The 22,472-nt window shown below is 41.6% G+C and carries 14 protein-coding genes; 6 read left to right on the forward strand and 8 right to left on the reverse strand.

Annotation, left to right across the window (positions count from 1 at the left end):
- Positions 1–341: 341 nt before the first annotated feature.
- The 4 genes from V7K53_RS29555 (at position 342) to V7K53_RS29570 (ending at position 8,773) form a co-directional block, all read left to right on the forward strand.
- The gene (locus tag V7K53_RS29555; protein WP_335201037.1) at positions 342–2,522 is read left to right on the forward strand and encodes an EAL domain-containing protein; all 2,181 of its coding nucleotides are present in this window, start codon (positions 342–344) and stop codon (positions 2,520–2,522) included.
- A 786-nt stretch (positions 2,523–3,308) separates the two neighbouring features.
- A complete protein-coding gene (locus V7K53_RS29560; protein ID WP_335201039.1) occupies positions 3,309–7,553 on the forward strand; it encodes a PAS domain S-box protein in 4,245 nt (1,414 codons plus the stop codon).
- Positions 7,554–7,825: 272 nt separating this feature from the next.
- Positions 7,826–7,993 carry a hypothetical protein gene (locus V7K53_RS29565; RefSeq protein WP_334715838.1) on the forward strand — a complete coding sequence of 56 codons (168 nt, stop codon included), beginning with the start codon at positions 7,826–7,828 and terminating at the stop codon, positions 7,991–7,993.
- A 297-nt stretch (positions 7,994–8,290) separates the two neighbouring features.
- Positions 8,291–8,773, forward strand: coding sequence for a cupin domain-containing protein (locus V7K53_RS29570; protein ID WP_335201041.1), 483 nt, complete (start codon positions 8,291–8,293; stop codon positions 8,771–8,773).
- A gap of 18 nt (positions 8,774–8,791) precedes the next feature.
- Here V7K53_RS29570 and V7K53_RS29575 read toward each other — a convergent pair whose 3' ends face one another.
- The 6 genes from V7K53_RS29575 to V7K53_RS29600 form a co-directional block, all read right to left on the reverse strand.
- Entirely contained in the window at positions 8,792–9,043 is a 252-nt protein-coding gene (locus tag V7K53_RS29575) for a GNAT family N-acetyltransferase (protein ID WP_335201042.1), read from the reverse strand.
- 53 nt (positions 9,044–9,096) lie between these two features.
- The gene (locus V7K53_RS29580; protein ID WP_335201043.1) at positions 9,097–9,357 is read right to left on the reverse strand and encodes a hypothetical protein; all 261 of its coding nucleotides are present in this window, start codon (positions 9,355–9,357) and stop codon (positions 9,097–9,099) included.
- A gap of 166 nt (positions 9,358–9,523) precedes the next feature.
- The gene (locus V7K53_RS29585) at positions 9,524–10,192 is read right to left on the reverse strand and encodes a DUF1345 domain-containing protein (RefSeq protein WP_335201044.1); all 669 of its coding nucleotides are present in this window, start codon (positions 10,190–10,192) and stop codon (positions 9,524–9,526) included.
- Between the two features lie 269 nt (positions 10,193–10,461).
- The gene (locus tag V7K53_RS29590) at positions 10,462–10,851 is read right to left on the reverse strand and encodes a DUF1499 domain-containing protein (protein ID WP_335201045.1); all 390 of its coding nucleotides are present in this window, start codon (positions 10,849–10,851) and stop codon (positions 10,462–10,464) included.
- Positions 10,852–10,885: 34 nt separating this feature from the next.
- Positions 10,886–11,059 carry a hypothetical protein gene (locus V7K53_RS29595; RefSeq protein WP_335201046.1) on the reverse strand — a complete coding sequence of 58 codons (174 nt, stop codon included), beginning with the start codon at positions 11,057–11,059 and terminating at the stop codon, positions 10,886–10,888.
- A gap of 133 nt (positions 11,060–11,192) precedes the next feature.
- Positions 11,193–17,207, reverse strand: coding sequence for a putative Ig domain-containing protein (locus V7K53_RS29600; protein WP_335201047.1), 6,015 nt, complete (start codon positions 17,205–17,207; stop codon positions 11,193–11,195).
- A gap of 402 nt (positions 17,208–17,609) precedes the next feature.
- On the opposite strand from V7K53_RS29600, the gene V7K53_RS29605 reads away from it, so the two are divergent.
- Positions 17,610–18,758, forward strand: coding sequence for an alanine--glyoxylate aminotransferase family protein (locus V7K53_RS29605; protein WP_335201049.1), 1,149 nt, complete (start codon positions 17,610–17,612; stop codon positions 18,756–18,758).
- 429 nt (positions 18,759–19,187) lie between these two features.
- Here the strand turns inward: V7K53_RS29605 and V7K53_RS29610 are convergent, their stop codons facing one another.
- Together V7K53_RS29610 and V7K53_RS29615 are read right to left on the reverse strand one after the other, a co-directional pair.
- The gene (locus V7K53_RS29610; protein ID WP_335201050.1) at positions 19,188–20,615 is read right to left on the reverse strand and encodes a hypothetical protein; all 1,428 of its coding nucleotides are present in this window, start codon (positions 20,613–20,615) and stop codon (positions 19,188–19,190) included.
- Between the two features lie 489 nt (positions 20,616–21,104).
- Entirely contained in the window at positions 21,105–21,428 is a 324-nt protein-coding gene (locus V7K53_RS29615) for a hypothetical protein (protein ID WP_335201051.1), read from the reverse strand.
- 241 nt (positions 21,429–21,669) lie between these two features.
- Between V7K53_RS29615 and V7K53_RS29620 the strand changes: the two genes are divergently transcribed.
- Complete coding sequence (locus tag V7K53_RS29620; protein ID WP_292733175.1) at positions 21,670–22,443, forward strand: MlaE family ABC transporter permease; 774 nt, start codon at positions 21,670–21,672, stop codon at positions 22,441–22,443.
- The last annotated feature ends 29 nt before the right edge of the window (positions 22,444–22,472 follow it).

Here is a 22,472-nt window from a genome sequence, read left to right on the forward strand (position 1 = left end):
CCCTAATAAGCCATTCTCATACTCTGCATAGGAACGAGATAAACGAGAGAATAATGGGAAATCGAGCTTTTTTAGATTTGTGTGTATACCATAGCCAATCTGTACTAGGAGCAGTGTCGAGTTAACTAAGCAAGTATCTTGAAAGAAACTATTTCTAATTTCTCTTTTGAGCGCAGACAAGGGCGAGATTAGCCAGCCACTTGAACGCCCGTTTACTCACCAGCTTGCAAATCGTTGGTGCATCTGTTAGCCATATTTATTAGCAGCTAATCGGTGTTGTTTGGGATGAGAATGTGGAGGATTAACTCAAATTTTGCCAAGGAGATTATGAGGTATGAGGTATGAATGAACCCTTGAACGTCCTAATGGTTGAAGATTCAGAAATCGATGCCATGTTAGTTATCCGTGAACTGCGTCGCGGTGGTTTCGAGCCAATCTCGCAACGTGTCGAAACGGTAGAAGACCTACATACAGCCCTCAATAGCCATACCTGGGATGTGATAATTTCAGATTACCGATTGCCTGGATTCAATGCTCCTATGGCTCTGGAAATAGCAAAGCAGAGTCAGAAAGATATTCCTTTCATTCTCGTTTCTGGCACAATCGGCGAAGTATCTGCTGTGGAAATGATGAAAGCAGGCGCTCATGATTATGTAATGAAAGACAACTTAAGCCGATTGCCGGTGGCGGTGCGTCGAGAACTTCGGGATGCTCAAGTGCGGGCAGAGCGCCAACAAGCCCAAAATCTGTTACAAACATTAGCATCTAATATACCGGGAATAATTTATAGCTTTGTACATCATTTTGATGGTTCTATTGTCTTTGAATACATCAGTTTCGGCTGCCTGGATCTTCTAGAATTAACACCAGATCAAGTTTTATCAGATGCCTCTCTGTGCTTTGCACAAATCTATATTGATGACCGTGCTGGATGTTATACGGCTGCCAAACAAAGCGCTCAAACTTTAAAACCATTCTTTTATGAATGGCGATTAGTTACACCCTCTGGCAAACTGAAGTGGGTACAGGCAAGTGCGCGTTCAGAGTGTCGAGAAAACGAGGATATTGTTTGGCATGGGGTTTTATTAGATGTGAGCGATCGCAAACATGCAGAAGAACAGATTATTCACAATGCCTTACACGATCCGTTGACAGATTTACCGAATCGGACGCTTTTGATAGAACGGTTAGAATTATCAATTAACCGAGCCAAACGAATAGAAACCTATCGTTACGCCGTCTTATTTCTCGATCTAGATCGATTCAAAGTTATCAATGATAGCTTAGGACATTTAGCTGGAGATCAACTACTTAAAAGCATTGCTCAGAAGCTAAAAACTCATCTGCGAGAAATTGATTTAGTTGCTCGAATCGGTGGTGACGAATTCGTAATTCTGCTAGAAGGTATTTCTGGTATTGAAAAAGCTATTCAAATTACTGAGCGGATTTTAAAAGATTTTCAAACACCATTGATCCTGAATGATTCGGAAGTGGTTATCAGTACAAGCATCGGTATTGTCTTAGGAACAAAGAACTATGCTCGCGCCTCCGATTTACTCCGAGATGCCGATATTGCCATGTATAGAGCCAAAGCTCAAGATAGAAGTTCCTACAAAATTTTTGATATAGAAATGCATACTCAAGCCGTAAATCGGCTAACTCTAGAAACCGATATCCGTAAAGCTCTCGAACGAGAAGAGTTTGTTATATACTATCAGCCGATTGTTGACATACTTGGCGATGCCTACGACGGTTCAAGCCAACACATTAGTCGCGAATTGCAGCTGCAAGCAGCTCGGCTGATTGGATTTGAGGCATTAGTGCGTTGGCAACACCCAACTCGTGGGTTTATTTTGCCGGAGGAATTTGTTCCTGTTGCCGAAGAAACGGGGCTAATTGTGCAAATCGATCGCTGGATGTTCTACAAAGCCTGTCAACAACTGGCAAACTGGAAAACCAAGTTTGCTAGTCACCTTCCACTCAAGATGAGTATTAATCTCTCTGCTCAAGATATTCGCCAAGCTAACTTAATTGATGGCATCGATCGAGCACTAGCCCAAACTGGTTTAGAAGGCGATTCCATAGCCCTAGAAATTACCGAGAGTATGTTAATTGACAATATCAGTCAGACAATTGATTTATTAACCCAATTAAAGCACAGAAAAATTCAAATCAGCATTGATGACTTTGGTAGTGGTTATTCATCACTCAATTATCTTCATCGTTTACCTGCTGATAATTTGAAGATCGATCGCTCCTTTGTAAGTCAGATGCAGGAAGGGAATCGTAATTATCAGGTCGTTAGTACTATTATTGCTTTGAGCAATCAACTCGGATTAGCCGTTATTGCCGAAGGTATTGAAACACCACAACAACTTCAATGGTTACAGGAACTTGGGTGCGAATTTGGTCAAGGTTATGTGTTCTCTAAACCTCTAAAATATGAGACAGCAGAAGTACTTCTAGCAAGTCAAATTATGTATTTATCTTCTGGTGAATCCGGCAACAAATGCGCTAATTAAAAAATCAGAAAAAGCTCTTAGCAAAGTCAAATTATAAGTAGGCGATCGCGTTGTGATTATCTGTAATGCTTAAGTAAATATCCTGACAATATTAAATTTTTACTTATGCATTCAAATTTCAATATTGATGGCCACCAAATAAATAGTAGTATAACAGTTAATGACCGACAGCCAATATGTTATGTTTATCTCTATCCCGAACCAGATATTTTTCTAACCCTCTTCCATCAGTCTTGCAGGAAGCAATCGCTGCAAGGCTTACGAGACTCAGCTTTCCGAGTTTTGGCTACATTTTTGAATTTATATTAGAAAATAAAGCCTCAAACCTTTATTAAGTCATAGTTTCAGTTTTCTGCTTCGATTATTGTTTTCTGAGAGTGATGGAAGAGCGCTAAGTAAGTCGGTGAGAATAAATCAAAGTACATTAAGTAATGTAAAAAATATTGAGATGAGTTTGTAGTTAAGGCTTCATCCCTAATTTGAGTACTAAAGTCTTTACTACATACAAACCTTGAATTATTCATGCTGCTCCACTTATAATTTTTGTTATGAATTAGTTTTGTGTTTGTATTTAGTATTTTAGATTAGCAAAACAGTGCCATTTATCTTGATGGATTGAGCTAAATTTTTCCTTTACATATCAGATAGCTAATCAATAAACCTCTAGCAAAAGAGGTTTTTATAACTCAGGAAAAATCTATCTGGAGATAAGTTACTAAAATTTACAAACTAGCTTAGGGTATATACAGCCTCTGTAATGAGTATTGGTTGTTCCAAAAACTTTTCATGCCCCATATTCATTATTCTCAGTTACTGCGTTATGGCATCGTTGTATTAATTGTCGCACTTGCACTAGTGCTAATGTTGATGCTAGACCCCTGGTTAAACATGAGTGGAACTCCTTTCCTACTGTTTTTTAGCGCTGTAATGTTGAGTGCTTGGTATGGTGGTTTGAAGTCAGGGTTGTTAGCAACTTCTTTATCTGCATTACTGAGCAATTACTTCTTTCTCCCCCCAGCTTATGAGCTGAGTTTTGACTTATCTAATTCTGTACGAATAGGGTTGTTTGCATTACAAGGATTGCTCTTTAGTATCTTATGTGAGGCATTAAAGACTGCGAAAAGACGAGCTGATATAAATCTGCAACAGCTAAGAGTTAGTGAAGAAAGATTTCGATTAGCGTTAAGTAGTTCAGATATCGTGGTTTTTCAGCAAGATCGTGATTTGCGATATCAGTGGATTCATAATCCTCAAGGTTTAGACACTGCTGAGGAAATGTTAGGTAAGTCTGATGATGAATTATTTCCAGCCTCAGTAGCAGAGCAGTTGCAGGCAATTAAGCTAAAGGTAATAGAGACTGGTGTTGCAATCCGTGAAGAAGTTTATCTGACAACTTCTGGAGAAGACTGTTTTTATGATTTGCTAGTTGAACCACTAAGGGATGCAGACAATAGCATTTTAGGTATTACCTGTGCAGGTGTGAATATTACTGAGCGCAAGCAGGCTGAGGAAAGACTCCGCTATATTGCCCAAATTAGTAGTTTACTCTCTACTTCGCTAGATTATGAACAAACCTTAGAACAGATCGCTAAAATCTCAGTTCCCCAACTAGCTGATTGGTGTAGCGTCGATATTTTAAATGAAGATGGTTCCATTCGTCGCTTACCCATTGCCCATGCAGACCCATCGAAAGCAGAGTTGGCGCGTAAACTTCAAGAGTATGTGACAGATTACAAGGGTGCAAGTGTAATTACTAGAGTACTGCAAACCGGGCAAAGCGAATTGATCTCAGAGGTATCTGATTCGCTATTAGTGGCAAGTACTCAGAATCAGGAACACTTAGAACTTGTTCGGCAATTGGGCATGAAGTCTGTAATGATTGTGCCGTTAATCGCAAAAGGGCGAGTACTCGGCACTATCAGCTTTGTCACCGCAGAATCAAACCGTCGCTACGATCGCACCGATCTAACTTTAGCAACAGATATTACCCATCGTGCGGCCTTAGCAGTGGAAAATGCCCAACTTTATCGAGACATCCACCAAGCTTTAATCCATTATGCCGAATCTCTATCTCTTCTAGATGCGCTGCTAGAAGCGGCTCCTGTTGCCGTATGCTTTTTGGATCGGGAACTACAATATATCCGCATTAATCAAGTTTTCGCTGACATTAACGGTTTAACTATAGAAGAACATCTAGGACGCAAATTTAGGGAAGTTTTGCCAGCGATGGCGGCTGAGTTAGAGCCACAGTTACAGCGCGTGTTAGATACTGGAGAACCCCTGCTGAATATGGAAATCAGTGGTGAGACAAGAGGACAACTAGGACGTTACGGTTACTGGCTCGGCAACTATTACCCAGTTCATAACACAATGGGTGAAACGGTAGGAATTGGCATTATTTTGGCAGATGTGACAGCAGCCAAGCAAACAGAAGTTGCTTTACGAGAAAGCGAAGAAAGATTTCGGGCAATGTTCAATCAAGCAGCTGTTGGTATTACCCTAGTAGGGTTGGATGGACGATTTCTGCAAATTAATCCTGCCCTATGCGAAATTACTGGGTATAGCCATGAAGAGTTAATTCAAATGAACTTTCAGGAAATTACCCACCCTGACGACTTAGAAGTTGATTGGGAAAACGCTCGGCGAGTTTTAGCAAAAGAAATTAGTGGTTATTCCTTAGAGAAGCGCTACATCCGCAAAGATGGTTCCATAGTTTGGGTAAATCTAACTTCATCAGCAGTTTGGGATGCGAAGGGACAACCAATGTATGCATTAGGCATTATTGAAGATATTAGCCATCGCAAACGAATTGAAGCCACACAAAACTTTTTAGTCGAAGCCAGCACCTTACTAGCTGCTTCATTAGATTATGAAATCACCTTGGAAAGTGTGGCAAATCTAGCAGTCCAAACTTTAGCCGATTTGTGCATTGTAGATGTCTTTGAGGAAGATTGGTCAAGTAAACAAATTGCGATCGCAATTGCCGATCCCACAAAACTGAATATTTTAGACGAAATCCGACGGCGTTATCGACCCAAAACTAAAGCCAAACAGCTTGTACGGCAGCTACGCTTAGGAATATCTGTCTTTTATCCCGAATTATCTGACTCACATCTTCTACAGATGTCTGAAGACAACGAACATCTGCAATTGCTGCAAAGTTTGGGTATTCGTTCTCTGATGGTGATTCCAGTTCGTTCCCGCGGGCAATTATTTGGAGCAATCTCTTTTTTTACCGCCGAATCTGGTCGGTACTATCAACAAACAGACTTGGCTTTGGCAGAAGATATTGCTCGGCGGGCGGCGACAGCCATTGATAATGCCAGACTTTACCAGGAAACTGAACGGTCTGTCAATCGCACAGTACTTTTACAAAAAATAACTGCTGCCTTCTCGGAAGCCTTAACTCCCCAACAGGTGGCTGATGTAGTAGTGAACCAAGGTATTGCCGCCTTGGAAGCTACTGGTGGTTCCGTTGTCTTACTTACTGAAGGAAATACTACCCTAAAAGTTGTGCAAGCAATTGGCTATCCGCAAACGCTCATAAATACTTCGACAAGTTTTCCGCTAACAGCACCTAACCAAATAGCAGAAACAGTCAGAACTGGGCAGCCGATTTTTTTAGAAAATTTAGCAGCCATGATTGCTAGATATCCCGACTTAGCAGATGTTGTGACTGTTATAGCGAATAATGCCTGGGCTTCCATTCCCTTGATAGTAGAGGGTAAAGTAATTGGGGCTTTGGGATTAAGCTTTACTCCTCTTCAAATATTTAACGAAGAAGACCGAGGATTTATGTTGACACTGGGACAGCAGTGTGCGCAAGCGATCGCTCGCGCTCAACTTTACGAAGCTGAAAAGACTGCCAGGGCAGAAGCCGAGACAGCCAACCGGATTAAAGATGAATTTCTCGCTGTCCTTTCCCATGAACTCCGAACTCCCTTGAATCCGATTTTAGGGTGGGCAAAGTTACTCAGAACCCGCAAGTTCGACGAAGCTACTAAAATCCGGGCTTTGGAAACCATCGAGCGGAATGCCAAGTTACAAACCCAATTGATTGGAGATTTACTTGATGTTTCGCGGATTTTGCAAGGTAAGGTTAGGTTAAATCTCCATGCAGTGGATTTGAAAATAGCGATCGCAGCTGCACTAGAAACAGTACGTTTGGCAGCAGAAGCCAAATCGATTCAAATTCAAACGGTATTAAGTAATGATATCGGCAAAGTTCTTGGCGATGGCGATCGCTTGCAACAAGTGATGTGGAATCTCCTCTCCAATGCCGTTAAATTCACACCTACAGATGGGCTTGTAGAAGTACGTCTACAGCAAGTTGGTTTAGATGCTCAAATCCAGGTAATTGATACAGGTAAAGGAATTAACCCAGAATTTTTGCCCTACGTCTTTGATTACTTCCGGCAAGCAGATGCTAAGACAACCAGAGTTTTTGGTGGATTGGGATTGGGACTGGCAATTGTACGTCATTTAGTAGAACTTCATGGTGGCACAGTTCAGGCAGAGAGTCTGGGAGAAGGACAAGGAGCTACTTTCACAGTCAAACTACCTTTGCTTAAAAATTCTGAGTTGCGAGTTAGCAGTAGTGAGGCTTCTCAAGCAGAACTCAGTACTGAGGAGACATTACTGGCTGGAGTGCAAATCCTGCTTGTGGACGATCAAGCCGATGTGCGAGAATTTTTTAGCTTTGCGCTGGAACAATATGGCGCGACGGTAACGGCAGTTGAATCAGCAGATGAAGCGCTGCAAACATTAGTGCAATCCCAGCCAGATATCCTCTTAAGCGATATTGGAATGCCCTTGATGGATGGCTATATGTTGCTACGCGAAGTGAGAAAATTACCGCCAGAGCAAGGCGGGCAAATACCTGCGATCGCTTTGACTGCTTATGCAGGAGAAATTAACTACAACCAAGCAATGGCAGCAGGTTTTCAAAAGCATCTACCTAAACCCGTCGATCCAGTGGATTTAGCCGCAGCGATCGTTAGTCTCATTGCGCACACTTCACCTTTAGAGTAAATAAACTCTTAAATTTCTCTTTTTTACTTTATAAATTAAATAGTGCGATGTGCGACTTATTCTTGAAACCCCTCTCCAAACCTCTCCCCGAAGCAGGGAGAGGCTTTAAGTCTTGCTCCTCTTCCCTTGTAGGGAAGGGGCTGGAGGTTAGATTTGAGAGAAAGTTGCACACCGCGTTAAATATGTATTTTTTATTTTTCTTCAGAAATTTGCCGTTTGCAACTTGATGTTATAAATTGGTGCTCAGATTTTAATCAGAGATTTATTTACCAATGAAAACCCAACAGTTCAGTTCAACAACCCTAGAAAATAGACCTACCAAGACCAAGAAACAGTCTTTTCCTGGTAGGAGTATTGGTACTCCTAAAGTACCATTTCATAAATGCCATAAAATAGTACAACAACATGAGTTACTTAGTGACTGGGAACACGCGAGTTAATTTAGTAACGTACTCTAGCTAGCTACGATCTAGGCTGATGTACTACTCTCGGTATCCAGTCAGACATTAACTGATACCAATTCTCTATGAAGTTGCATTTAATAACGAGGTGATGATATGATCCCATCCACAAATAGAAGCGTAGTTCCCATCCACAAATAGAAGCGTAGTTTACCGCCGTAGGCATCGCTTCTGCTGAGATGGAACCCTTGAACCTGTTTTAACTTCCGTCTTAATTGATCTTTAGGCCCCTCGTTTGTTCACCATCAAATTTTCTTAGCACCTTGGTATCAAGAAATGGAAAAGTATTTAGTCACCAAAGAAGAGATTGAGTCTTATGAAGGACTAGAAAAAACACATTTTCTCAACTCCAATGCTCGCAGACTGAATAAGTCTTTAGGGGATTTGACAGGTTTAAACAATATCGGTTTCCACATCATTGAAGTAGAGACTGGACGTGAATCAACGGAGCTTCATATGCACTATCACGAAGAAGAGTGCGTATACGTTCTTGAGGGAGAAGCTGAGGCAACAATTGGAGAAAGCGTTTATCCAGTTAAAGCGGGAGATTTTATTGGATATCGCGCTGGTGGTAAGCCGCACAACCTGAAAAACACGGGCAATTCTATATTCAAATGTATAGTGGTTGGTCAAAGGCTAGACCATGATATCGGTGATTATCCAAATTTGCAGAAGCGTATATATAGGAGCAAAGGTTTAAAGTGGAATCTGGTCGATATAGAAAATATAGCTGAACCAGTAGCAGGTAAGAAGGCATAACAGGTAGAATGCATTTCCTCATGATTTCTTTGGCTCTATTGCCATGAGCCAACAATTTGAGTATTCTTCTTCATGCAGTTCATTTGCGGGCAATAGCTTTACTTTCACAAAACCACATTTTTCATAGCAGCGAATAGCACGATAATTATCAACGTGCGGGTCTATGACAATTTTATGAGCTTGACACTGTTCAAAAAGATAGTTGATAAATACTGACAGCATTTTTGTACCGATTCCCTTGTTCCAATAGTCGGTTTCGCCGATAAACAAGTCAATCGCATAACCCGATCGGTTTGGTCGAAATGATACAATTGTCTATCAGTTTACGATAATTCATTGAGCGTACAATACTGCAAATAACCAATGGCAATATTTTGATAGTAGAGGAGGCAAGGAATAACCAGTTCATCTCCTCTAACCATCGGTTTGTAAGTTTCTATAATTCTTTCTAAGGGAAAAGGATTATCTCTTCCCTCATAAAATTCTAAAACTTTTGCATTAGTTAAACATTTTGCCATCAACTCATAATCATACATTTCATCTTGCATGAGACGAATAGATACTTCGCCTTTTTGAATCAGCATATCTTGTCTAGATATCAATACAGTTCAGTTAAGCAATTTTTCCCTTCTCTTTCTTCTCTCTGCCTCCTCTACGAGACGCTACGCGTTGGCGAAAGCCTCTCGTAGATTTCCTCTTTCTCTAAGTAGAGAACCAAATAATCATACTTTTGGCTGAGTCAAACAATTTTTAAATCAGCGATGCAATGATATTAATACTCATAGCTAGAATGGTGGTATTGAAAAAGAAGGATAATATGCCATGTAATAGAGTCAAGCGTCTCATATCGGGTGATGTTGTCTGCACATCTGAAACTTGACTGGTCATGCCGACTACAAATGAATAATATAAAAATTCCCAGTAGTCTGGATAGTCGTTATGAGGAAAATCTAAACCTCCGATGATTTCTTCACTATGATTACGATTAATATATTTGTAATAGCTGTGTGCATATTGCACTGCAAACATCGTATGCACTAGTAACCAGGAACCGACAATGGTCATAATTGAAAGTATGACATGTAGGGTAAGTATAATTGTTGACAACCCTTTTTTATCAGTTAATAAAAACCCAATGGCTAAAACACTGGCACAAGCCGCAGCAATCACCAGCATAAATATAGCCAAATGTCCTTCATATTCACTCTCAGCATAACGGCGAATTTTTTCTGGGTTAGCCTTGGTCATTTTCCACCACGTTATAGCTAAGAAAAAGTCAATACCGGAGTTCCAAGCACAGAGAATGCGAGTAGGTAAGTGCAGAGAATGTGGCAGGATAACTGAAACTAATACAGCAAGTCCGATAGCAAGAATCAGTCGGGGTCGGGAGTCAAAGTTTTTAAATAAATTAAGTTTCACAAATATTGCGATCGCAGAGTTTAACTAATTCGTAATTCATAATTTTCGGTGAAACATTACACCACATTACACAATCGTCATTCCAGATTTTACTAGGGTCTGAATCCACATAAGTAGATGGACAAAATATTTACAACCATTGCAAACTTAGTGAATCAATCCAATACTCTGCGAATGTCTCACTCGTAATAACATTGTGTAATTAATTTTGTCCAACTACTTCTTTATCTTCCCAGTCTTTAATCTCCAGTCCTTAGTTCAATTACAAATTACTTGAATTTGGCTCTAATAGTCTCTATTCGTTGACGATTAACACCCAAATCGCTCTGACCTAAACGTGAAGCTGAACGCACGTGGATAACATTGGCATTCTGGTCTAGATAAAATTCTACATCATCCACAAATCCCAGTAAAGCACTTTTAAATTCTGCATATAAATAATCTTGACTTTCGGTAATGATTTTGGTTCTTGGTAAAGACTCAATAATCTGTTTAAGATTAGTAATCGCTTCTTCTGGAGTAGATGTAAAAGTCAGTGGTGCAATTTGGTGAGATGCATCTGGACTCTGACTAGAAACACAGTTAGGGGAATTAGGGCAGGATGCTAATTTACCGTTGCTAATCCCTAAATTATTTGGTCGTTTGCCAGCAAAAACCATAATTATGTCTCCGGGTAAGTGAATAAATATACTCTCACAGATTTGTTTGAATCACTGTAATACTTTGCTGCGATCGCATCTTCTGGCAAATGACAGATTCACTAAAACATCGGTAATGCGATCGCTCTTTATGACTCAATACGCTTGGGTTAGCGCCAAAAACCTTAAGTTGTGTATGTTGTGTTTGTTGGGTTGCGCTTTGCTTCACCCAACCTACAATTTTTCACAAAGCCAACTGTATTGCTTTATGAACTCAATATTTGACTTTTTCATAAAAAAGCCTGTATTCATTGCTCAATAAAGCTTACAGGCTATATTACATCTATACAAGTCACTTCAGACTAGGCGATACTCAAATTAACTCGGACAATCAAATCGTTGTAATCTCGATCGCCGCCATTTGCCAAATCCTCAAAGCCAAAAGCGTTATTCCCTAACAGACGAATATGATCTGCTTTGTCAGTATTAGCGCCCAAGAAGGAAAAGTAAACTGCCGGATCGTTATTGGGATTGCTATCAAGAATTGCATCAGCCCCGGCATTAACAATGAGAAATGGAACGAAAATAGCACCAGGTTGGAAAGTGCCTGTAAAACTTGCTGTACCTTCGTTAGCCACACTCAAATCAATACCAGCGACACGGTTACTAATAGCAGCTTGAGTATAACCCGCCTGTCCAACAAGCACATCTGCTGTACCATCGCCATTGGTATCGATGCCACCATTCTGATCGGTTATCTGATAAAAGCCGACAAAGTTGTTAAAAGCTGCTTCTCTATGAACTACAAATTCGGCTTTCACTAATTGTTTCACATCCCGCAAATCAATTAGTTCGGGTTCATATTTTCCTTGAATACCAGTACCTAGAGGTGGATCTTGCTCTGTTGCTGCAATCTTGACAACCAAATTCTGGAAGTTGAGAGAGAACCCTGTATCGTCCACATTCGTATCCGAGGAAAAAAGCACCTGAGAAAAAGGGGTTTGTCCAGATAGCACCGCCTGAGTAGTGCTGCTACGGATTAAATAAAATCTTAGGTTGCTCTCAGAGTTGAACTCCAGTAACCTGCTGAGGTCTGTGGGATTAAAACCATTGGGTAGTTTGGCAAGAGATGAAAGAAGCACTGTTGCTCGTTGGAGAGCTAGTTCGGTGTAATTTGCAGCACCAGGGGCTACGCCATTAATTCTCCCTTCTGCATCGTCAACGACAAATACACCCAGTTCATTGACTTCTTCAGAGGTGTTGCTTTTAATCTTGACTAAGAGTTTGGCTTTTTCACCGTTAACTTGATTTTTGATCGTAAAGATATCACCTGTAATTCTTGTGAGTAGGCTGATTGATTCAGTCTCAGCAGTAATCCCTTGAGCAATGGTGAGTGCAAATACATCACTGACTTCAGCCCCAACCGAATCTTTGGCGGTAACTTTGATGTTCAAGCTACCCAAGTTATTATTCGTAGGAATGCCACTGAAAGTACGCTTATTAGGATTGAAGGTTAACCAACTGGGTAGTGGGTCGCCGTTGTCTAAGGTAGCAGTGTAGGTTAGGGTATCTTCAAGATCCACATCGCTAAAAGTGTTTTCAGGAATGGTGAAGTTAAAGGTAGTGTCTGCCGTCACTTTTTGGTCAGCGATCGCTCGATCTAGAATTGGTGGATTGTTAGCTTTAGCAATTGTGAGTGCAAATACATCACTAATTTCAGCAAGAGCCGGATCTGTGGCGGTGACTTTAATATTCAAGCTACCCACATTATCATTCGTAGGAGTGCCACTGAAGGTAAGCTCGTTAGCATTGAAGGTTAACCAACTTGGTAGTGGATCGCCATTGTCTAAGGTAGCGGTGTAGGTCAAGGTATCTTCAAGATCGACATCGCTAAAAGTGTTTTCAGGAATGGTGAAGTTGAAGGTAGTTTTTGCTGTAGCTTTTTGGTCAGCGATCGCCCGATCTACAATTGGTGCGCTATTGAACTTAGCAACTGTTAATACAAACACATCACTGACTTCATCCCCAGAAATATCCTTAACAGTGACTTTGATGTTCTGATTACCCAAATTCTCCATCGTTGGAGTACCACTAAAATTCTGGGTAGCAGAATTAAAAGTTAGCCAACTGGGCAGTAAATCGCCGTTTTCGAGAGTAGCAGTGTAGGTGAGGCTATCGCCAGCATCGATATCAATGAAGGTATTTTCTGGGATAGTGAAATCAAACTGCGTATTTATGACTACCTTTCGATTAGCGATCGCCTCAATTAACTCTGGTGCATCGTTAACGTTCTTAACAGTGAGTGCAAAATCATCACTGACTTCAACCCCAAAAATATCTCTAGCAGTAACTTTAATGTTGAAGTTATTCACATCCGCATTTAAGGGAGTGCCATTAAAGGTTTTGGTAGCAGCATTGAAGCTTAACCAACTGGGTAGAAGATCGCCATTTTCGAGAGTGGCAGTGTAGGTGAGGCTATCGCCAGCATCGACATCAATAAAGGTGTCTTCTGAGAAAGTGAAATTGAAAACCGTGTCTTCTGTTGCTTCTTGGTTAGCAATTTCATTCATCACCTCTGGCGCATCATTGGCGTTTTTAACAGTGAGTACAAACACATCACTGACTTCAGTAAGAGCCGTATCTGTGGCAGTAACTTTAATATTCAGAATACCAACGTCTACATTTAAAGGAGTGCCACTGAAGGTTTTAGTATTAGCATTAAAGCTCAACCAAGTCGGCAGAGTGTTGCCATTTTCCAAGGTTGCAGTGTAGATGAGATTATCGCCAGCATCGATATCAATGAAGGTGTCTTCTGAGAAAGTGAAATTGAAAACCGTGTCTTCTGTTGTTTCTGGATCTGCAATTTCATTCCCCACCTCTGGCGCATCGTTGGTGTTGTTAACGGTAAGTACAAAAACATCACTGACTTTAGCAAGAGCTGGATCTGTAGCAGTAACTTTAATGTTGAGGCTACCCACGTTTGCATTTAAGGGAGTGCCACTGAAGGTTTTGGTAGCAGCATTGAAGCTCAACCAACTGGGTAGAGAGTTACCGTTTTCGAGAGTGGCAGTGTAGGTGAGACTATCGCCATCGATATCAATGAAAGTGTTGTCTGGGATAGTGAAGTTGAAAACTGTGTCTTCTGTTGCTTCTTTATCTGCGATCGCCTGAAATACCTCTGGCGGATCGTTGGTGTTGTTAACAGTGAGTACAAAAACATCATTCGCTTGAGCAAGAGCCGTATCTGTAGCGATAACTTTAATGTTGAGGCTACCCACGTTTGCATTTAAGGGAGTGCCACTGAAGGTTTTGGTAGCAGCATTGAAGCTCAACCAACTGGGTAGAGAGTTACCGTTTTCGAGAGTGGCAGTGTAGGTGAGACTATCGCCATCGATATCAATGAAAGTGTTGTCTGGGATAGTGAAGTTGAAAACTGTGTCTTCTGTTGCTTCTTTATCTGCGATCGCCTGAAATACCTCTGGCGGATCGTTGGTGTTGTTAACAGTGAGTACAAAAACATCATTCGCTTGAGCAAGAGCCGTATCTGTAGCGATAACTTTAATGTTCAGGCTACCCACGTTTGCATTTAAGGGAGTACCACTGAAGGTTTTGGTCGCAGTATTGAAGCTTAACCAACTGGGTAGAGAGTCGCCGTTTTCGAGAGTGGCAGTGTAGGTGAGACTATCGCCATCGATATCAATGAAAGTTTTGTCTGGGATAGTGAAGTTGAAAACTGTGTCTTCTGTTGCTTCTTTATCTGCGATCGCCTGAAATACCTCTGGCGGATCGTTGACGTTGTTAACAGTGAGTACAAAAACATCACTGACTTTAGCAAGAGCCGTATCTGTAGCGATAACTTTAATGTTCAGGCTACCCACGTTTGCATTTAAGGGAGTACCACTGAAGGTTTTGGTCGCAGTATTGAAGCTTAACCAACTGGGTAGAGAGTCGCCGTTTTCGAGAGTGGCAGTGTAGGTGAGACTATCGCCATCGATATCAATGAAAGTTTTGTCTGGGATAGTGAAGTTGAAAACTGTGTCTTCTGTTGCTTCTTTATCTGCGATCGCCTGAAATACCTCTGGCGGATCGTTGACGTTGTTAACAGTGAGTACAAAAACATCACTGACTTTAGCAAGAGCTGGATCTGTAGCAGTAACTTTAATGTTCAGGCTACCCACGTTTGCATTTAAGGGAGTGCCACTGAAGGTTTTGGTCGCAGCATTGAAGCTTAACCAACTGGGTAGAGAGTCGCCGTTTTCGAGAGTGGCAGTGTAGGTGAGACTATCGCCATCGATATCAATAAAGGTATTGTCAGGGATAGTGAAGTTGAAAACCGTGTCTTCTGTTGCTTCTTTATCTGCGATCGCCTGAAATACCTCTGGCGGATCGTTGACGTTGTTAACGGTGAGTGTAAACACATCACTGATTTGAGCAAGATAAGTATCCGTAGCAGTAACTTTAATGTTCAAGCTACCCACATTCTCATTTAAGGGAGTGCCACTGAATGTTTGAGTAGCAGCATTGAAGCTTAACCAACTGGGTAGAGAGTCACCATTTTCGAGAGTGGCAATGTAGGTGAGAATGTCTTCAGGATCTTGATCTTGGAAGCTATCTGAGATTGTGAAGTTGAAATTTATATCTTCTGGAGTATCTTTGTCTGCGATTTCGTTCAGTAGCACTGGATTTTGGTTAACCCTGTAGCGTGCCACAGCAAAGTTATTGGCGCTTACTCCCGCGACTGTTATCGTACCATCGTGTTGGATAAGAGCATAGGCATTATCAGTAGTATTTGTGCCGATATCAGTAGTGATAATGCCAGTAGTGTTGAAATTAGTGTCAAGACTACCATTGCTGTTGTAACGTACTAAAGCAAAGTTATTGCTACTCGAACCCGCCACAATAATTTTGCCATTAGCTTGCACGCTAACGCTGTAGGCTATGTCAGTACCGCCCAAGTTAGTAATAACCTTGCCAGCAGTACCAAAGTTGGTGTCGAGACTACCATTGCTGTTGTAACGTACCACAGCAAAGTTATTATTACTCACTCCCACTAACAGAATTTTGCCATCGTCTTGCAGGGCAATGCTGTAGGCTATGTCAGTACTGCCCAAGTTATTAATAAGCGTGCCAGCAGTACCAAAGCTGGTGTCGAGACTACCATTGCTGTTGTAACGTACCACAGCAAAGTTATTATTACTCACTCCCGCTACCAGAATCTTGCCATCGTCTTGCAGAGCAATGCTTCTAGCAATGTCAGTACTGCCCAAGTTAGTAATGACCTTGCCAGCAGTACCAAAGTTGGTGTCGAGACTACCATTGCTGTTGTAACGTAAAACAGCAAAGTTACTATTACTCACTCCCGCTAACAAAATCTTGCCATCGTCTTGCAGGGCAACGCTATAGGCTATGTCACTACTGCCCAAGTTATTAATAACCGTACCAGCAGTACCAAAGCTGGTGTCGAGACTACCATTGCTGTTGTAACGTACCACAGCAAAGTTACTACTACTCACTCCCGCTACCAGAATTTTGCCATCGTCTTGCAGGGCAATGCTGTAGGCTATGTCAGTACTGCCCAAGTTAGTAGTGACCTTGCCAGCAGTACCAAAGCTGGTGTCGAGACTACCATTGCTGTTATAACGTACCACAGCAAAGTTACTAGTACTCACTCCCGCTACCAGAATCTTGCCATCGTCTTGCAGGGCAATGCTGTAGGCTATGTCAGTGGTATTAGTACCAATATCAGTAGTGACTTTGCCATCGCTATCAAAGCTGTCATCAAGAACTACAGGTAGAATCGAAGCGTAGGCTGTTATTACTTCTTGCTCAAACGCTAAACGAGGAACAATAGGCGCTGTAGAAACCTCCAGTTCCCAATCACCACCTAATGCAGCACTCCCTGTCAAGTCATCAGAGGCCGCTACTACTGCACCTGTCAATTCGCTCAGACAGCGTATAAACAATACACCTGGCTCGGTTTGAGCAACTTTGCAACCATATAACAGTAGTTGTGCATCTTCACCCAAAGCATTTGCCCAACCCATAAGTTGGGCTGCGTAACGATTGAGCGTTTCGTTGTTGAGTTTACTGTTGCCCAAATAGATGCACCCAGGTGCGCCGTGGGAAACAATGTGTAGACTATTGACTCCCTGATGAGACTCCAGCACTTGACTAATTTGCTCAATGCCATCTTGGTTGGCATCTAAGACTACAACTGAGGTATCTGGTAATACACCCATTACCAGACTTTGGTAGTCATCAACCTGTGGGTCAATAAAAACTAGACGAGTAGGATACAGGTCTAAAGTTGGTTTAATATTAATGCTGTTAGATATTTTCTGTATAGTAAAGTTCTTATTGCTACTATGCTTTATCATAATTTTCCAAGAGTAAATCCCTGATATTCAGCAAAAATGAAACTTTTTGCAGACGTTTCTTGTAGTTGCTTTCACTTTCAATGTAGGAATAAAATAAATCCTTTCCCTCGGTAAATCCACCAGTTTAATTAATGAAGATTTAGAAGTTTTGGGCATAGAAAGTAGCTGAAACTTTTGATAAAAAAACTCAGTACACATCTATATCCCGACGTTGCATATTTGCGGGATGATTTAGCAACGTCTAAAATTTTCCTCCAGTTTCACCTGCTTGCCTCAATTCATACCACTGTTCTGCAATGCCCTATTTCCAGATTTCCTGTTCCCTCCCTATACAAGTAAGTTCAGGAATCAAATCGGATTCCTATATGATCCGGTAAGTATCGTCTAAATGAAGAGAGATTTATGACGCAAACAATTTCAATTAACGACTCCGGGCGCTTGCAACTCACGCCGTTAGAAATCCCATCCCGTCTGCTGTTGGGGCCAGGGCCATCTAATGCCCACCCCACAGTTCTCCAAGCGATGAATACTTCACCTGTTGGGCATCTTGACCCAGCTTTTCTCGCACTCATGGATGAAATTCAGTCGTTGCTACGCTACGTGTGGCAAACAGAAAACTCACTTACCATTGCAGTCAGCGGTACGGGAACAGCTGCAATGGAAGCAACCATCGCCAATGCTGTAGAACCCGGTGATGTAGTTTTAATTGGTGTAGCTGGTTACTTTGGTAATCGCCTCGTGGATATGGCTGGACGTTATGGCGCTGATGTGCGAACCATTACCAAACCTTGGGGACAAGTCTTCAACTTGGATGAACTCCAAACTGCATTAAAAACTCATCGTCCAGCTATCTTAGCTCTAGTTCATGCCGAAACTTCCACGGGCGCACGTCAACCGTTGGAAGGGGTCGCTGATTTGTGTAGTGAATTTGGCACTTTGTTATTAGTGGATACGGTGACAAGTTTGGGCGGTGTTCCCTTGTTTTTGGATACTTGGGGAGTTGACCTAGCTTATAGTTGTAGCCAAAAAGGGTTAGGTTGCTCGCCTGGTGCTTCTCCCTTTACAATGAGTGCGCGTGCAGTTGAGAAATTGCAACAGCGGCAAACGAAAGTTGCAAACTGGTATTTAGATATGTTGTTGCTGGGCAAGTATTGGGGCGCTGAACGCACCTATCACCACACAGCACCCATTAATTTATACTATGCATTGCGGGAAGCACTACGTTTGCTTGCAGAAGAGGGATTAGCAAATTCCTGGCAGCGGCATCAAAAGAACGTAGAATATCTCTGGGAAGGTTTAGAGAATTTAGGACTGAGTATGCACGTTGAGCAAGAGTATAGATTGCCAACGCTTACCACTGTCCGTATTCCAGAAGGGGTAGATGGAAAAGCGATCGCTCGGCAGTTACTCAATGAACATAATATTGAAATTGGCGGTGGTCTTGGCGAACTCGCTGGAAAAGTTTGGCGCGTGGGATTGATGGGCTTTAATAGTCGAAAGGAAAGTGTTGACCAACTTTTAGCCGCACTACGGCAGGTTTTGCCTAAGTAGTTTTGATATCAGGTGCGTTAACAGTAACTTAACGCACCTGAGAAAAAGAGCATCGGGCTAAGTTTACTGCGAGAAAAAACCAACAACCAGTAGAGGCAAGAGTATTAAGACAGATACAATCAAAACCAGGGTCGCTGGCTCGACTTTAATGTGGTTATCTTGTGGATCGCGCATTTGGCACTATCTCGAACAATAAATATATTAACCAAGCCTAAATGATGGTTACTTTTTTTCCAAGCCCAATCAGGTTTAGAAGTGTAAACTTTTTAGCCCATCAGCTTATTTCTTCCAAGGCAATTTAGTCCCCATTTCAGTTAATGCTGAGAAGATAAGATAGAGAATGAGTAACCCAGCAGCCGCAAAGAAAGCGAGTAAATCGTTATCCATAAATGCCCCACGCTAAAACTTCGCTAATCATAGCGGAATCATCTAATCTTTAGCATTTTTCTGAGTCTGCAATCTTTGATCTTCTGGGTGCAAACTGTACCAGCCATACCAGTGACGAACTGCTAGCCAAACCGCTGAAAGCAAACCCGCTAAACTAAGGGTTAATCCGCTAAACGGTACTAATAATCCAAAAATTGGTAGCACTGCTCCAGCAATAGTAGCCACGATCGCAGCCAGGGAAGCACTGCGGCTAGCTCCCAATCCCCATGTTAAGATTAGTAAGATGATAGAAATTAACGTCCAAGCCAACTGAGCATTGATAACGCGAGCTAGATAAGTCAAAGTCAACAGACAAGCAAAGAAAATACTACCAGCGATCGCAATATTTCTAAAACTCATTGGCAGTGACAAATATAACAATAATATCCACCACAAAAATATTGCTGGTGCTAGCAATAAAAGCCGCGGAATAATCCCCGTGTGACGAATGGGTTCAGTGTTAGTAAAGACTCCAAAGGGATTTTTGACTGAAACATTATCGTCAAATATCCAAGTAAATTGAGTACTGCGTCCGTTAACTTTAATCTCATTCGGTACAACACCACTAGCAAAATCGACCGGGGCAAAGTTAGCAATTGCTGTGAGGTGAAAATTAGAAAGCAACTGTCCCGTTGCACTATAAACCCAGCGAGGCCCGCCTTGAGCCTGATAGGTGACTCGAAAGGTAGTTTCTTCTCCTGGTTGCAGCTGGAAGGGAAAGCCATAGTCTCCCGGATTAGTTTGTTGTAGCCTAGTACCGTTACGCTCTACTTTGTAGCCAGCAAGAAGTGTGTAGCCATTAGGTGGCGATGCTTCAAAAAAGAAATTATTAATATCCTTGAGTTGGTTAACTACTTTATAATCAGCAGCGTATTCCACGCGATAAATTGAACTGCGACCTGGAACATCTACGCTTTGGTCAAGCTTAACTTGAATTTGCGAACCAGCCAACGTCATGAAGCGAGCGATCTCTCGTGTTTCATTTACCTTGACTATTTTGCCATTGACTTGGGTGTTATAGGAGTATGGCTCTCGAATCGAGTAGCGAACTTGCGGGGCAGATTGTTCGAGCTTTTCACCTGCGACACTTTCAGCCACTTGAGCCACCCTTGTTTGTTCCCAGTAGTGATAGCGATTGCTCAAAGTTGAACAGAGGAAAAATCCCGGAACTAACAGAACTAATATTAAAGTTAAATGCTGTAATCCCCGCAACAGTTGGGAATAACGAACAGCCCATTCACCAATGAATATAAATTGTTCCGGCTGGCTGCGACGCAGAGAAAAACTGATGAGTGCGATCGCAACTCCCAAAGCTACGACCAAAAATACTAATAATAGTGAAGCTTTGAGCGCTTGGGTTCCAAATTGAACAAGCTCAACTGGATGCGTCAAATCGGGTAATCCGGGAATACCTTGAGCAGAAGATGACATTGGTTGATTTTTGCAGAATTTGGAGAACCAGACCAATAAAATCTCTTAAAAGTTTCTGGACAATAGTTTTATTTGATACGCAGACCATTTGAAGAAATGCTGCGTTGGCGTAGCCAGCCTTCTGTCCCTGACTTGCTCGCCTGTAACTTGGTATAAACACCAAAAACCCGGTCATAAAGACCGGGTTCTTGAGGGAAAACAATGGGGATATATTCCCCGAAGGTTAGTTATAGAGGTTCAGTATAATATCGATGCTCTGATATTTACTACCACGCCATTGTTACCCATTCCGGAAAATTAGCTAAGAATTTTTGACTAGTCTTCTTTGATCTCCTAAAATACAGCAACCTACTGGTAACATCAGCGTGTAGGATTGATAAATATTAATTTTCCGGCTTTTGCTGATGAACAATGCATTTGGTAGCTGGCAAGAATGGCTAACAGTATTCACCTATCTAGGTTTTACCGTCTTCATTATCTGGCGCGTGTTTACCGCCGAGAAGAATTAAAAAAGCTGCATATCATCTCACCAGGGCCTTTTTGCTCAAAGGGCAAAACAGTCCCAGCTTGTTGAACCTTGACTCGTTCGCGACAATTGTAAACCTCTGTAGGTCTTTTTATGCCATCTACGCTAACAATTGCCTTGTATTCCCAATAATTTTTGGCACTTCGGCTGATACTGAGAATGCAAATCTGGTGGCGGAGACCGTCGTAGACAGCATAATTGCGGCATACAGATGCAAAAGCCGGATAGACTACGGAGAAAGTTAGTATTAATAGCAACAGAAATATTATGTATTTAATCTTGCTCATAAAAAATTGTTTAACATTATTTGGAAATATTATTAGATTTTTCAACCCTTTGAGTTGATTCAATTACTTTTCCTAGTTTGACGGACGAGAGATTGCAACCCCATAGCACACAAAGCATGAGTTAATTGAGAAAGTCAGATTACATCTGGCTGGGTTCCCACCATTTGTATCTGTAGTCTTCTTATGGAAAATTGATATAACAACAAATGTGCAAAAAAAGTCAGTCGTAAGGACGATAAAATTGCAACCAAAAACAAAATTTGAGCAATCTGGGATTACACGCTGTTTTGCAGCAATACTGCTCTTTGGTCAAGTGTGGCTACATTTACTCCAAGGGAAAACCTACTATCGCAAGATTTTGCAACATCTTGTTACCGCTGGGCCAGGTTCTATCTCTCCAGTTCTCCTTGTCAGCGGTTTTGCAGGAATGATTTTTACTATTCAAACGGCGAGAGAATTAGTGCGATTTGGGGCTGTTGATGCAGTGGGAGGTGCTTTTGCCTTAGCTTTTTGTAGAGAATTGGCTCCAATTTTGACCGCTAGTATTATGGCAGGACAAGTAGGTTCTGCTTTTGCAGCAGAAATAGGTGCAATGCGAGTCACCGAGCAAATTGATGCACTTTATATGCTCAAAACCGATCCAATTGATTATCTAGTACTTCCTAGAGTAATTGCTTGTTGTTTGATGGTGCCTTTGATGACAATTTTGGCTTTAGTTACAGGCATCATTGGCGGAGTTTTTGCCGCATCAAAGTTCTACCAAATTATTCCCGAAACATTTTTAGAATCAGTCAGAAATTTTTTAGAACCGTCAGATTTGTTTATTATTTTGCTAAAAGGGTTTATTTTTGGAGTGCTGGTTGCTGTGATTGGCTGTAGTTGGGGTTTAACTACTAGAGGGGGAGCAAAGGAAGTAGGAGAATCGGCAACAAAAGCAGTTGTTACTAGTTGGGTATCAATTTTTATTATGGATTTTTTCCTATCTCTACTGCTGTTTGAACAGCCTGCATTTTGAACCCAAGTAAGTATTGAACAAAACAAAAT

It is taken from the genome of Nostoc sp., from assembly GCF_036917355.1.
Classification (GTDB): Bacteria; Cyanobacteriota; Cyanobacteriia; order Cyanobacteriales; family Nostocaceae; genus Nostoc.

Coding starts and splice junctions, on each gene's coding strand:
- V7K53_RS29555 (WP_335201037.1), top strand. CDS start 342: ATGAATGAACCCTTGAACGTCCTAATGGTTGAAGATTCAGAAATCGAT.
- V7K53_RS29560 (WP_335201039.1), top strand. CDS start 3,309: ATGCCCCATATTCATTATTCTCAGTTACTGCGTTATGGCATCGTTGTA.
- V7K53_RS29565 (WP_334715838.1), top strand. CDS start 7,826: ATGAAAACCCAACAGTTCAGTTCAACAACCCTAGAAAATAGACCTACC.
- V7K53_RS29570 (WP_335201041.1), top strand. CDS start 8,291: ATGGAAAAGTATTTAGTCACCAAAGAAGAGATTGAGTCTTATGAAGGA.
- V7K53_RS29580 (WP_335201043.1), bottom strand. CDS start 9,357: ATGCTGATTCAAAAAGGCGAAGTATCTATTCGTCTCATGCAAGATGAA.
- V7K53_RS29590 (WP_335201045.1), bottom strand. CDS start 10,851: ATGGTTTTTGCTGGCAAACGACCAAATAATTTAGGGATTAGCAACGGT.
- V7K53_RS29600 (WP_335201047.1), bottom strand. CDS start 17,207: ATGATAAAGCATAGTAGCAATAAGAACTTTACTATACAGAAAATATCT.
- V7K53_RS29605 (WP_335201049.1), top strand. CDS start 17,610: ATGACGCAAACAATTTCAATTAACGACTCCGGGCGCTTGCAACTCACG.
- V7K53_RS29610 (WP_335201050.1), bottom strand. CDS start 20,615: ATGTCATCTTCTGCTCAAGGTATTCCCGGATTACCCGATTTGACGCAT.
- V7K53_RS29615 (WP_335201051.1), bottom strand. CDS start 21,428: ATGAGCAAGATTAAATACATAATATTTCTGTTGCTATTAATACTAACT.